Source organism: Enterobacter cloacae complex sp. 6730903, assembly GCF_048283985.1.
Taxonomy (GTDB): domain Bacteria; phylum Pseudomonadota; class Gammaproteobacteria; order Enterobacterales; family Enterobacteriaceae; genus Enterobacter; species Enterobacter hormaechei_C.
On sequence record NZ_JBLVXX010000029.1, the window covers coordinates 53,861 to 67,312 of the forward strand.

13 protein-coding genes are annotated in these 13,452 nt (G+C 56.6%); 4 read left to right on the forward strand and 9 right to left on the reverse strand.

Features of this window, described 5'->3' with window-relative positions; all coding sequences use genetic code 11:
* Positions 1-17: 17 nt before the first annotated feature.
* The gene (locus ACNQ0W_RS15745; RefSeq protein WP_017382924.1) at positions 18-998 is read left to right on the forward strand and encodes a type IV pilus twitching motility protein PilT; all 981 of its coding nucleotides are present in this window, start codon (positions 18-20) and stop codon (positions 996-998) included.
* A 10-nt stretch (positions 999-1,008) separates the two neighbouring features.
* On the opposite strand, the gene ruvX is transcribed toward ACNQ0W_RS15745, so the two are convergent.
* The 8 genes from ruvX to metK form a co-directional block, all read right to left on the reverse strand.
* Positions 1,009-1,425, reverse strand: a complete 417-nt coding sequence (gene ruvX / locus ACNQ0W_RS15750; protein ID WP_006811925.1) for a Holliday junction resolvase RuvX — start codon at positions 1,423-1,425, stop codon at positions 1,009-1,011.
* On the reverse strand, positions 1,425-1,985 hold the full coding sequence (locus ACNQ0W_RS15755) for a YqgE/AlgH family protein (protein ID WP_006811924.1): 561 nt from the start codon (positions 1,983-1,985) through the stop codon (positions 1,425-1,427). Before ACNQ0W_RS15755 ends, ruvX begins: the two co-directional genes overlap by 1 nt.
* A 74-nt stretch (positions 1,986-2,059) precedes the next feature.
* Positions 2,060-3,007 carry a glutathione synthase gene (gshB, locus tag ACNQ0W_RS15760; RefSeq protein WP_023295410.1) on the reverse strand — a complete coding sequence of 316 codons (948 nt, stop codon included), beginning with the start codon at positions 3,005-3,007 and terminating at the stop codon, positions 2,060-2,062.
* Between the two features lie 31 nt (positions 3,008-3,038).
* Complete coding sequence (gene rsmE / locus ACNQ0W_RS15765) at positions 3,039-3,770, reverse strand: 16S rRNA (uracil(1498)-N(3))-methyltransferase (RefSeq protein WP_017382923.1); 732 nt, start codon at positions 3,768-3,770, stop codon at positions 3,039-3,041.
* 51 nt (positions 3,771-3,821) lie between these two features.
* Positions 3,822-4,529, reverse strand: coding sequence for a deoxyribonuclease I (gene endA / locus ACNQ0W_RS15770; RefSeq protein ID WP_003860034.1), 708 nt, complete (start codon positions 4,527-4,529; stop codon positions 3,822-3,824).
* 94 nt (positions 4,530-4,623) lie between these two features.
* Entirely contained in the window at positions 4,624-5,121 is a 498-nt protein-coding gene (locus tag ACNQ0W_RS15775) for a SprT family zinc-dependent metalloprotease (RefSeq protein WP_017692693.1), read from the reverse strand.
* Between the two features lie 58 nt (positions 5,122-5,179).
* On the reverse strand, positions 5,180-6,577 hold the full coding sequence (galP, locus tag ACNQ0W_RS15780; RefSeq protein ID WP_062933223.1) for a galactose/proton symporter: 1,398 nt from the start codon (positions 6,575-6,577) through the stop codon (positions 5,180-5,182).
* Between the two features lie 416 nt (positions 6,578-6,993).
* The gene (metK, locus tag ACNQ0W_RS15785; protein ID WP_062933222.1) at positions 6,994-8,148 is read right to left on the reverse strand and encodes a methionine adenosyltransferase; all 1,155 of its coding nucleotides are present in this window, start codon (positions 8,146-8,148) and stop codon (positions 6,994-6,996) included.
* Positions 8,149-8,808: 660 nt separating this feature from the next.
* Between metK and yqgB the strand changes: the two genes are divergently transcribed.
* The 3 genes from yqgB (at position 8,809) to speB (ending at position 12,132) form a co-directional block, all read left to right on the forward strand.
* Positions 8,809-8,940, forward strand: a complete 132-nt coding sequence (yqgB, locus tag ACNQ0W_RS15790) for an acid stress response protein YqgB (RefSeq protein WP_057979949.1) — start codon at positions 8,809-8,811, stop codon at positions 8,938-8,940.
* An 8-nt stretch (positions 8,941-8,948) separates the two neighbouring features.
* A complete protein-coding gene (gene speA, locus ACNQ0W_RS15795; RefSeq protein WP_017382922.1) occupies positions 8,949-10,925 on the forward strand; it encodes a biosynthetic arginine decarboxylase in 1,977 nt (658 codons plus the stop codon).
* Between the two features lie 286 nt (positions 10,926-11,211).
* On the forward strand, positions 11,212-12,132 hold the full coding sequence (gene speB, locus ACNQ0W_RS15800; RefSeq protein ID WP_062933221.1) for an agmatinase: 921 nt from the start codon (positions 11,212-11,214) through the stop codon (positions 12,130-12,132).
* Between the two features lie 3 nt (positions 12,133-12,135).
* Here the strand turns inward: speB and ACNQ0W_RS15805 are convergent, their stop codons facing one another.
* Positions 12,136-13,347, reverse strand: a complete 1,212-nt coding sequence (locus tag ACNQ0W_RS15805) for an MFS transporter (RefSeq protein ID WP_062933220.1) — start codon at positions 13,345-13,347, stop codon at positions 12,136-12,138.
* Positions 13,348-13,452: the final 105 nt, after the last annotated feature.

Consider the following 13,452-nt stretch of genomic DNA (forward strand, 5'->3'; position numbering starts at 1 on the left):
TTTCCGAGGAGTAGTCTATGGATGTGGAAGAAATTGTGGCCCTTAGTGTAAAGCATAACGTCTCCGATCTACACCTGTGCAGTGATTCGCCACCGCGCTGGCGCAGGTCAGGCCGTCTTGAACCTGCGCCGTTTCCGCCCCCGGATGTGGAGGCGTTATTAAAAGCGTGGCTCAACGATGAACAGCAGGGCGCATGGTGGGCAAACGGGCAGGTGGATTTTGCCGTTACCCTCGCAGACGGTCAGCGGCTGCGCGGCAGTGCGTTTAAGCATATGCACGGCGTTTCGATTGCGCTGCGGCTGTTGCCGCTGACGTGCCCGCAGCTCTCTGCGTTAGGTGTGCCGCGAGCGATCCCGGAACTGCTGTCTAATGACAATGGCCTGATTCTGGTCACCGGCGCCACCGGCAGCGGAAAATCGACCACCCTGGCCGCGATGGTCGATTTCCTCAATCATCAGACAGACGGGCATATTCTGACCCTGGAAGATCCGGTGGAGTTTATGTACCAGAGCGAACGTTGCCTGATCCAGCAGCGGGAGATAGGCCAGCACAGCCCGTCCTTTGCCGAGGCGCTACGCAGCGCGCTGCGTGAAGATCCGGATGTGATTCTGCTTGGTGAGCTGCGCGACAGCGAGACGATACGCCTGGCGCTGACGGCGGCGGAAACCGGCCATCTGGTGTTAGCCACGCTGCATACGCGCGGCGCGGCGCAGGCGATCGAGCGCCTGGTCGACACCTTTCCGGCGCAGGAGAAAGATCCGGTGCGTAATCAGCTGGCGGGAAGCCTGCGTGCGGTCCTGGCGCAGAAGCTGCGTCAGGATGTCCAGGGCGGGCGCGTGGCGCTGTATGAGCTGCTGGTGAATACGTCGGCGGCGGCCAACCTGATCCGCGAAGGCAAAACCTGGCAACTGCCGGGCATTATTCAAACGGGGCAGCAGGCGGGAATGCAGAACTTTGAGCAGAGTCTGGCGGAGCGACGGGCGCAGGGGCGGCTGTAGGCCCCGGCGCTCAGTAACCCTGTTCGAAATAGCTTTCGAGGATAATGACGGCTGAAGCTGAATCCACGCTGCCTTTGTTCAACGCCCGGAAGCCTCCGTGCTCGAACAGGCCAGCGCGTGCCTCGACGGTGCTTAAACGTTCATCGTGCAGCTTAACGGAGACGCCAAAGCGGCCATGGATTTTGTTCGCGAATTTGCGCGCGCGGGCGGTAAGCGGTTGCTCGGTGCCGTCCATGTTTAGCGGCAGGCCGACAATTACGTCGTCCGGCTGCCACTCTTTGAGCAAGCGCTCAATAAGGTTCCAGTCCGGCGTGCCGTCGTTAGCTTTCAGCGCCGTGAGCGGGCGGGCGGTGCCGGTGATCCGTTGACCCACAGCGACGCCGATGCTTTTGGTGCCGAAGTCGAAGGCGAGAAGGGTGCCGCTCATTACGCGTGCCCCGCAACGCCAGGCATAGTCAGAATATCAATGCCAATCAGTTTTGCCGCGTCACGCCAGCGATCGGCGATAGGGGTTTTAAACAGGATATTCATATCCGCAGGGGCTGTCAGCCAGGCGTTGTCCAGAATTTCTTGTTCCAGCTGCCCTTTTTCCCAGGAGGCGTAACCGAGCGCAACCAGCACCTCAGAAGGCTGACTGGCAGTGCCCAGCGTTTCAAGCACGTCGCGAGAGGTGGTGACGACGGTGTTATCGGAGATACGAATGCTGGACGAGAAAACCGGCGGGGTATGCAGGATAAAGCCACGATCTTCTGCAAGCGGGCCGCCGAGCATCACCGGTTTATCGAGACGGATTTCCGGCAGCCGCGCTTCCGCAGGGATTTTCAGCTTGTCCAGAATGCCTTCCACCTGGAGGTTTTCCAGCGGCTTATTGATGATAATCCCCATCGCGCCGTCTTCGTTGTATTCGCAGATATAGACCACGGAGCGGCGGAAAATCGGATCCTGGAGAGCAGGCATGGCAATAAGAAAGTGATGCTGTAAATTCATTGTCAGAGGTACTGTTTCCTGGTTTAAAAAGCGACAGCGCCCAGTATGGGGATAAACACAGGCGCTGTCACAGGTTATTTCTGTAAACGTTTTTCGATAGCGTCCATCAGCATTCCGGTGATCGAGATCGGGAATTCCGCTTCGATTTCACGAATGCAGGTCGGACTGGTGACGTTCACTTCGGTCAGGCGATCGCCGATGATATCGAGGCCGACGAAGATCAGGCCTTTGGCTTTCAGAGTAGGGCCGACGCGGCGGGCAATTTCCCAGTCGCTTTCGCTTAACGGACGCGGTTCGCCACGGCCGCCGGCCGCCAGGTTGCCACGGGTTTCCCCTCCCTGCGGGATACGCGCCAGGCAGTAAGGCACCGGCTCGCCGTCTACGACCAGCACACGCTTGTCGCCGTCTTTAATGGCCGGCAGATAGTTCTGCGCCATGCAGTAGCGGGTTCCCAGCTCGGTCAGCGTTTCGGCAATCACGCCAATGTTCGGATCGCCCTCTTTCACGCGGAAGATCGACGCGCCGCCCATGCCGTCCAGCGGCTTCATGATGATGTCGCCGTGCTTCTGCCAGAATGCTTTCAGCTGCGTTTTGCTGCGGGTGACGAGCGTTTCCGGCGTCAGGTCAGAGAACCATGCGGTATAGAGCTTCTCGTTGCAGTCGCGCAGGCTCTGCGGCTTGTTGACGATCAGCGTTCCTTTCTCTTCAGCACGCTCAAGGATATAGGTGGCGTAAATGTATTCGGTGTCGAACGGTGGATCTTTACGCATCAGGATCACGTTAAGGTCGGCCAGGGCAATATCCTGCTCGGTACCGAATTCGTACCATTTTTCGTAGTTCTGCTCGACGTTAACGATGCGGGTGCGTGCGCGGGCTTCACCGTTGATCAGGTAAAGATCGTTCATCTCCATATAGTGGAGTTCATAGCCGCGACGCTGCGCTTCCAGCAGCATAGCGAAGCTGGAGTCTTTCTTGATGTTAATGTTTGCGATGGGGTCCATCACGATGCCGAGCTTAATCATCTTCTTCTCCGGTTATGGGTCAGGCTTTGCTTCAACCCAGATCGCCAAATCGCACCTGTAGCGCGGTAATGGCGGTGAGTGCCGTTGTCTCAGTGCGCAGAACGCGAGGTCCCAACAGAATATCAGTAAACTGGTAACGCGCCGTCATGGCAATTTCGTCAGCCGACAGGCCGCCTTCCGGGCCAATCAGCAGGCGTACACGCTCAACGGGCAGCGGCAGCGTATTGATGCTGGCGCTGGCGCGCGGATGAAGATTGAGCTTAAGCCCGCTCTCCTCTTCTGCACACCAGTCCTCCAGATCCATCGCCGGGCGGATCTCCGGGATACGGTTGCGGCCGCTCTGTTCGCAGGCCGCAATGGCAATTTTTTGCCACTGCTGGATCTTTTTGTTCAGACGTTCCGCATCCAGTTTAACGCCGCAGCGCTCAGAAAAAAGTGGCGTAATGAGGCTTACACCCAGTTCAATGGATTTCTGAATGGTGAACTCCATCTTTTCCCCACGCGACATCACCTGGCCCAGGTGAATGTGCAGCGGGGATTCCCGGTCGTCCACGTCGCCACGCAGCACCTTCACGTGCACGCTTTTTTTATCGGCGCGCGTAATTTCAGCGTCGAAAACCTGATTAGAGCCGTCAAAGAGCTGAATCGCCTGGCCTGCCCCCATGCGCAGCACGCGGCCTACATGGTTTGCGGCATCATCAGACAGGGCGATTTCGCCGCCTGGGGTAATCAGTTCAGGGTGATAGATGCGAGGGATGCGCATAGTCAGAAATTCCATGTGTCATGCGATATAAGCGAATTGCCGTAGTGTAGGTTAGCTCTTTTGCGCCTGGCAAGCCCGCTGGACGTAAGGGTTGTGATTCCCCTGGACTTTGGCGATACGTTCGTCGCGCTGGCATTCCCAGTCCGTCACCGGGTAGAGCTTGTCCCAGGCATTGAAGAGCTGCGTCTGCTGGCGGGAAAGGTTGAGATCGTAGCGGTCGCGCATATAGAAGTATGTGCGGGCGATGCTGCCGCGTGCGCGGGCAGGCGGTTCGGCGACTTTCTCTTTGAAATCGACCTTCATCGCGCACTGACCGTACTGGCCTTCGCCACCGTTCCACTGGCTGTACATGAAGTTTCCGCGGTCGCCATTGACCTCACCCACGGCGGGTTGCAGGTTGTGCATATCGCTTTCCATCTGGCGGTAGACCGGATCTTTTGCGCAATTTTTACGTCCACCGTCCTGCCAGCACTGGCGCTGGTGACCAAACTGCCAGGCCGGAACAACGTGTTCCCATTCGATTCGGCTGGCGCGGTTCTCGTTCTTGCGCACCTTATAGCCGCAGGATCCCAGATCCACGACCCCTTTTTTACCCTGCCAGTTAATTTTACAGCCGCAGTAGAAATCACCCGGTACGTCGGCGTTAATCTTTACGCCTGCGGTTTTTGCCTGAGAGAAACTGTGAATACCGTCGGCCAGAGCATGGCCGGAGAGCGCTGTCGCCAGAAAAGCGACCGCGAGAGAAACATTACGGGACATCTTACACTCCGTGTCAAAACGAGCCCGCAACGTAACGAATGTTGTTCCCGTATGCAATCAGTCAGATCAGGAAAGTTCCTGAAAGTTCAGTTGATTATTCCGCAACCAGCGGTTCGCCGCACTTTACGCAGCGGTAGGTGGCCTCGCCGCGCACCACGCGGTTATGGCGGCGGACGGTAAGCTGGTGCTGCTGGCACTGGCAGCGGTAGGGGAAAGTATTGCGGCGTACCGATTCCAGCTCGAACTGATGGGTGCGGCGAGCCGGAACGCCGAGCACCGCCTCCATCATCCATTTCCACTCTTTGCCGTGCGGCGCGACGCGGCCAAAGTGTTTCCACACCAGCAGGTGCGCCAGTTCGTGCGGGACGACCTCGTCGATAAACGCCTGCTGGTTTTCCATCATCAACACCGGGTTGAGGCGGATCTCGTAGGCTTCCAGCCAGGCGGTGCCTGCCGCGGTGCCACGCTGCTGATAGACCAGCTTCGGTTCAGGATAATTGCGGCCGAGCTTCAGGTTGGCCTGGGCGAGTTTTTCCCGCAGGCTGCGCATAACGGCTTGCTGAATGGCGATGGGGAGACGGGGTGCTTTCATAGGGGCAGAGCATAAAGCGGGAAGCGGGGAGGCGCAAGAGGCGCCTCCCGCAGGAGGATCAGTCGTGTGCGCCGATTTCGCGCAGAGGACGACCTTTCATCAGGTTACGTTCAATGTGTTCCAGTGAAACATGTTTTGTTTCAGGAACCAGGCAGATAGTGAGAACAATAAAGAACAGGTTCAGACCGGCGTAGACCCAGAAGGTATTGGCGTTACCCAGGGTATTGAGCATGGTCAGGAACGTTGCGCCGACGATCATGTTGGCAATCCAGTTGGTTGCGGTAGAGCAGGTGATACCAAAATCACGCCCTTTCAGCGGCTGGATCTCAGAGCACAGCACCCAAATCAGCGGACCGGCGCTCATCGCAAACCCAATGATAAACATCAGCAGCATCGCCACGGCGAAGTACTGTGCCGTTGGAGAGTGAATGCCCATGTGCATCATGGTACCCAGCACGCCCATCCCGACGGCCATCACCAGGAAGCCCAGCGTCAGGGTTGGCTTACGTCCCCAGCGGTCCACCAGACCGATAGCGATAAAGGTCGCCAGCACGTTGGTCAGGCCGACGATCACGGTGCCCCACATCTGCTCGGTGGTGTTGGTGTAGCCCGCCAGTTCAAAGATTTTCGGCGCGTAATACATGATAACGTTCATCCCGGTGAACTGTTGCATGATCTGTAACAGCACACCGAGGAACACCGCGCGGCGGAAGTTGCTGTTCTCTTTGAACAGCGCCCAGCCGGACTGTTTGACCTTCAGGCTTTCGCGGATCTCTTCCAGCTCGTTTTTGGCTTCGGCGCTGGTATCACGCAGGCGTAAGAGCACGCGTTCGGCATCATGGAAGCGGCGTTTGGCGGCAAACCAGCGCGGGCTGTCCGGCAGGAAGAAGACGCCAATCAGCAGCAGGACGGCAGGAATGATGATGACGCCCAGCATCCAGCGCCATGCGCCGCTGTAGCTGAATGCGGTATCCGAGAGATAAGCCCCCAGAATACCGATGGTGATCATCAGCTGATACATGGAAATCATGCTGCCGCGGATTTTTTCCGGAGCGATCTCAGACAGGTACAGCGGGGCAGTATAAGACGCCACGCCCACTGCCAAACCGAGCAGCACGCGGGAGATGATCAGCACTTCAACGTTAGGCGCAGCGGCAGAGAACAGTGAGCCGGCAACGAACAGGATCGCGCCGATCATCAGGCTCTTTTTACGCCCGAGCTTAAAGGAGAGCCAGCCGCTGCCGACCGCGCCGACGGCGGCACCGAACATCATGGAGCTAACCACCCATTCCTGAGTGTGTGCGCTAATCTGGAACTCATCGGTGATGAAAGGTAATGCACCGGCAATTACGCCAATATCCAGGCCAAAGAGTAATCCTGCCAGAGCGGCGAGGAAGCAGACGAAGAACGTCATTGCCTTATTGGACGTACGCCCCTGTTTATTATTGTCAGGCATTATGCCCTCCAGTTGGGTTATCAGTTTTTACGATATTAAGAGTAGGTGAGCGGCTCATAAAAATATGTGAGTCAAATCACAACGGTGTAATCGGTTACACTAGCTTGTAACCGTAAAAATAATTAAAGCTTTGAAAATATAGAGGTAAATTAATTGATGTGCATCGCGTTTGCACAAATTTCAGACTTAACTGAAAGGGAATGTAACAGCAGAAGAAATGCGATCATGCAAAGAGAATATTCTGAAAGCGGGGTATAGAGAGTGAGGTGTAAACGGTTTCAAACATTGCCGAGTGGCGACTGTGCCTTATCCGGCCTACAAAAACTCACGACCCGTAGGTCGGGTAAGGCATAGCTGCCACCCGACATAAAAAAGGCCAGCACAAAGGCTGGCCTGTTTAAGCTACTGGCAGTCGATTATTTTAGACCGGCAGCATCACGCAGCAGGGCGGCTTTGTCGGTTTTTTCCCATGGGAAATGTTCGCGACCAAAGTGACCGTACGCTGCGGTTTCCTGGTAGATTGGGTGCAGCAGATCCAGCATCTGAATCAGACCGTATGGACGCAGGTCGAAGAACTCACGCACCAGCAGGGTCAGCTGTTCAGAAGGCACTTTTTCAGTACCGAAGGTTTCCACCATGATGGAGGTTGGCTCAGCCACGCCGATGGCGTAGGAAACCTGGATCTCACAGCGGTCAGCCAGACCGGCAGCAACGATGTTTTTCGCCACATAACGTGCAGCGTACGCCGCAGAACGGTCAACTTTAGACGGATCTTTACCGGAGAATGCGCCGCCGCCGTGACGTGCCATGCCGCCGTAGGTATCTACGATGATTTTACGACCGGTCAGACCGCAGTCACCCATTGGGCCGCCGATAACAAAGCGTCCGGTTGGGTTGATGAAAAATTTGGTCGCAGAGCTCAGCCATTCAGTTGGCAGAACCGGCTTGATGATCTCATCCATCACCGCTTCTTGCAGGGATTTCTGGTCAATCTCTTCAGCATGCTGCGTGGAAAGAACCACGGCATCAATACCGACGATTTTCCCGTCGTCATACTGGAAGGTCACCTGGCTTTTCGCATCCGGACGCAGCCACGGCAGGGTGCCGTTTTTACGTACTTCAGCCTGACGCTGCACCAGGCGGTGGGCGTAGGTCACCGGCGCTGGCATCAGCACGTCGGTTTCGTTGGTTGCGTAGCCGAACATCAGGCCCTGGTCGCCCGCGCCCTGTTCCAGCGGATCGGCACGGTCAACGCCCTGGTTGATGTCCGGAGACTGTTTGCCAATCGCGCTCAGTACGGCGCAGGAGTTGGCATCAAAGCCCATATCAGAATGTACATAGCCGATCTCACGCACCGTGTTACGGGTGATCTCTTCGATATCAACCCATGCGCTGGTGGTGATCTCACCGCCAACCAGAACCATGCCGGTTTTGACATAGGTTTCACACGCTACGCGCGCCTTTGGATCCTGCGCGAGGATCGCATCCAGCACCGCATCGGAGATTTGGTCAGCAATTTTATCAGGATGTCCTTCTGATACGGACTCGGACGTAAACAGGTGTTTTGCCATGTTTTATTTCACCTAAGAGGAATTTGGTTAGCTCAAGCTGCTGTGTGGAATAGCCATAGGAGATAATTCTACCAAGGCCTACAGGATTTTGACACTGGCAGTCTGAGTGTTAATCGGTATGGATGGATTAACATCTGGACGTCTATTTTAGGTCACTTCTTCACCCGATTTCCAGTTTTTTTTGACTCACCTCTCACTGCGTTGAAAACACGGCTGGAAATTTTTCCTGACGACGCTGGCAACCTGCGCATTTTTGTTTTGCTTTTTAGCGACCTTCTCGGTATAAAACGCGGCGCGCGGCTCATATAAAATAAGCGCTCGATGAACACATCGTGTCGCCACTTCCAGCCGGGTTAAGCAGTGAACTTTTAGCTTTGGCTTGTGGTCCGTTTCAGCAGAGGCGGCCGTGGAGGTGATACCAGATAATGAACCATCGTTTTCCGCTCATTCAGCGCAGCCGTTCTGGCGCGCATTTGATTCCCACCCGCACTTCTGGTCTAAACACCTGCCGATGTTATACCCATCTCGGTGCTTCTCAGGATTCCAGAGCCGGTCACGCTTTGTGAAAACTGAACAAGGGCGCTCTTGTTAATACAGGAGTTTTCTCGTGGTTTCGCCGAACCTTGTCATACAGAGTTCGGATACGTGTTTTACAATGATATGAATAAGAAACCGGTCGCACGGTCTGGATTTCAGCATACTCTGCTGGGAAATGGAGCCGTTAATGGGTTGTTATCGCCGTATAACGCTGCGATAGTAGTCAACTGTTTTACACTTAATACAAAGAGTTGAGGTTCGCTATGTCTGACGACATGTCTTCGCTTTCGCCTTCGTCAGCAGGCGAACAGGGTGTACTACGTTCTATGCAGGAGGTTGCGATGAGCTCCCAGGAAGCCAGCAAGATGCTGCGCACTTACAATATTGCCTGGTGGGGCAATAACTACTACGACGTTAACGAGCTGGGCCACATCAGTGTCTGCCCGGATCCGGACGTCCCGGAAGCGCGCGTGGATCTCGCTAAACTGGTGAAAACCCGTGAAGCGCAGGGTCAGCGCTTGCCTGCACTGTTCTGCTTCCCGCAGATCCTGCAACATCGCCTGCGTTCTATTAACGCCGCGTTCAAACGCGCGCGGGAATCGTATGGTTATAACGGCGACTATTTCCTCGTTTACCCGATCAAGGTCAACCAGCACCGTCGCGTGATTGAGTCCCTGATCCACTCCGGCGAGCCGCTGGGCCTGGAAGCCGGCTCTAAAGCGGAGCTGATGGCGGTTCTGGCGCACGCGGGCATGACCCGGTCGGTGATTGTCTGTAACGGCTATAAAGACCGCGAATACATTCGTCTGGCGCTGATTGGCGAGAAGATGGGCCACAAGGTCTATCTGGTGATCGAGAAGATGACCGAAATCGCGATCGTGCTGGAAGAGGCCGAGCGTCTGAACGTCATCCCACGCCTTGGCGTGCGTGCGCGACTGGCGTCGCAGGGTTCCGGTAAATGGCAATCTTCCGGCGGTGAAAAATCCAAGTTCGGCCTCGCGGCGAACCAGGTGCTTCAGCTGGTGGAAATTCTGCGCGAGCGCGGTCGTCTGGACAGCATTCAGCTGCTGCACTTCCACCTCGGCTCGCAGATGGCCAATATTCGCGACATCGCCACCGGCGTGCGTGAATCCGCGCGTTTCTACGTTGAGCTGCATAAGCTCGGCGTGAATATTCAGTGCTTTGACGTGGGCGGCGGCCTGGGCGTGGACTACGAAGGGACCCGCTCGCAGTCTGACTGCTCGGTAAACTACGGCCTGAACGAATATGCCAACAACATCATCTGGGCGATTGGCGATGCCTGCGAAGAGCACGGCCTGCCGCACCCGACGGTGATCACCGAATCTGGCCGCGCGGTCACTGCACACCATACGGTACTGGTCTCTAACATCATCGGCGTTGAGCGTAGCGAAATCACCGAAGCCACGCCTCCGGCAGACGATGCTCCACGTTCCCTGCAAAGCATGTGGGAAACCTGGCAGGAGATGCACGAGCCGGGCACGCGTCGTTCCCTGCGCGAATGGCTGCACGACAGCCAGATGGACCTGCACGATATTCACGTCGGCTACTCGTCAGGCACCTTCAGCCTGCAAGAGCGCGCGTGGGCGGAGCAGCTCTATCTGAATATGTGCCACGAAGTGCAGAAACAGCTCGACCCGAGCAACCGCGCGCACCGTCCAATTATCGACGAGTTGCAGGAGCGTATGGCGGACAAAATGTACGTCAACTTCTCCCTGTTCCAGTCGATGCCGGATGCCTGGGGTATCGACCAGCTGTTCCCGGTTCTGCCGCTGGAAGGGCTGAACCACGCCCCTGAACGCCGCGCCGTGCTGCTGGACATCACCTGTGACTCCGATGGCGCGATTGACCACTACGTCGACGGCGACGGTATCGCAACGACGATGCCAATGCCGGAGTACGATCCGGAGAACCCGCCAATGCTGGGCTTCTTTATGGTGGGTGCGTATCAGGAGATCCTCGGCAACATGCACAACCTGTTCGGTGATACCGAAGCGGTTGACGTGTTTGTCTTCCCTGACGGCAGCGTGGAGGTTGAGCTGTCCGACGAAGGGGACACCGTGGCGGACATGCTCGAATACGTTCAGCTGGATCCGAAAAAACTGCTCACCCAGTTCCGCGATCAGGTCAAAAACACCGGTCTGGACGATGCCTTGCAGCAGCAGTTCCTGGAAGAGTTTGAAGCGGGTCTGTACGGGTATACGTATCTGGAAGACGAGTAAGAAAACCTCCCTCTCCCTGTGGGAGAGGGGCGGGGTGAGGGCATCAGGCCGCTGTGCCGCCGATGCCCGGTGGCGCTGCGCTTACCGGGCCTACGAATGTAGGCCGGAGAAGGCGAAGCCGCCATCCGGCAGAATGCTATACTCACTTGAACCCGTATGAATTAACGGCGATAATTCGCCCCAATATGCGATTTACGAATCAATCCCTTCCTCGTCGGGTTTAACGACGCGGAGGGGATTTTTTTTCATCTGTTTTTAATGTATCGACTTTATAAGAGGTCAGGACATGAGCACTTTAGGTCATCAGTACGATAACTCTCTGGTATCTAACGCGTTTGGTTTTTTACGCCTTCCGATGAACTTCCAGCCGTACGACAGCGATGCTGACTGGGTGATCACCGGCGTACCGTTCGACATGGCAACGTCCGGTCGCGCGGGTGGACGTCATGGCCCGGCGGCGATCCGTCAGGTTTCCACTAACCTGGCCTGGGAGCACAACCGCTTCCCGTGGAACTTCGACATGCGCGAGCGCCTGAACGTGGTGGACTGCGGCGATCTGGTGTACGCCTTCGGTGACGCGCGTGAGATGAGCGAAAAATTGCAGGCGCACGCCGAGAAGCTGCTGGCGGCCGGTAAACGCATGCTCTCCTTCGGCGGTGACCACTTCGTGACCCTGCCGCTGCTGCGCGCCCACGCGAAGCACTTCGGTAAAATGGCGCTGGTGCACTTCGATGCGCACACCGACACCTACGCGAACGGCTGCGAGTTCGACCATGGCACCATGTTCTATACCGCGCCGAAAGAAGGCCTGATCGATCCGAACCACTCCGTGCAGATCGGCATCCGCACCGAGTTCGACAAAGACAACGGCTTCACCGTACTCGACGCGGGCCAGGTGAACGATCGCGGCGTGGACGATATTCTGGTTCAGGTTAAGCAGATCGTCGGCGACATGCCTGTCTATCTGACCTTCGACATCGACTGCCTGGATCCGGCATTCGCACCGGGTACCGGTACGCCGGTGATCGGCGGCCTGACGTCAGACCGCGCCATCAAGCTGGTGCGCGGCCTGAAGGATCTGAATATCGTCGGGATGGACGTGGTGGAAGTGGCTCCGGCCTATGACCAGTCCGAGATCACCGCGCTGGCCGCGGCGACCCTGGCGCTGGAAATGCTCTACATCCAGGCGGCGAAAAAAGGCGAATAAGCCTTACGTGCTGATTGCTGCTGCGCGCCGCATGCGCAGCAGCAACATTCCCCCGGCAAGCAGGGTGACAACCTGCGAGACGACCAGCACCGAAAAGCCTGAACTGACCGACCCCACCGATCTCATCACCATCCCCATCAGCAGCGGAATAAACGCCGCGCAGATATTGCCGATCCCATTGATTATGCCGTAAGCGCTACCCACCGCTTCACGCGCGGCGTGATGCTGGATCACCGCCGGAATAGCCGCTCCCTGTAGCCCCCAGAAGACGTTAGCCGAAAGCATAAACAGCGCCAGCCAGGCAGGCTGATGGCTGAGCATCAGCGCGACCACGGACAGCGCCGTCATCGCCCCGCCCACCACAAACAGCACCGGTGCCTGTTCCGGACGCATTTTGTCGAGCAGCACGCCACCCAGAAACTTTGACCCCAGGCTGAGCAGGAAGGGGATCGCCGCAAGCCAGCCCGTGGCATGCAGCGAGAAGTGGTGCTCGTCACGCAGCCACGCGGGTAGCCAGGCGCTGCTCCCCCAGAGATAGCTCAGGGTGGCGATTTCAACCACCATGATCCAGCCCAGCAGCGGCGTCTGCCAGGCCAGCGTGAAGGTGTGGACAAACCCCGGCTTTTTCGCGGTCGGGAGCTTGCGCGGCGCGGGCAGAAAACGCCAGATTAAGCCGCCGCCGAGGAGAAGGTTGATTGCCGCCAGTGCATAAAACGATCCGGCCCAGCCCAGATGTGCCATCAGCCAGGTCACCAGCGGAAAGCCCACGGCCAGCCCGAGCGAGACGCCCAGCGCGGTCACGGCGTTGGGTTTGCCGATCTCTTGCGCGCTAAAGTTATCGCTGATAAAGCGCGTTTTCAGCGAAAATAGCGGACCCTCCGCGATCCCCAGAATCACGCGGGCGATGAGCATTCCCGTCAGCGAGCCAAGCAAAGGCGAAACCGCGCAAACCGCGGCCCAAATCGCAATGCTGCTTAATAATCCCTGCCGATAATGAAGTTTGCTTTCAATAACCGGTGTTAATAATAAAGCGGAAAAACCATAACCCAGCAGAAAGCAGGTCATGAGCAGACCCTGTAACATTCTGTTTTCATTTAACTGAAAATGTTCGGCAAATTCCGGGTTTAAAATCATTACCGAGATATTTACCCGATCGACGTAGGAAATAATAATGAGTAATAAAAGCGCAATCGTGCCTTGCCATCTTGCCGTCATCATGTCCGCCTTACATTTTTTTGTAACTTATATTTTTCATCAATGTGATTGTCACGGAGCTAAAATGGTTCACCTGTGAAACCTGTCTCTTATACACATCTGACG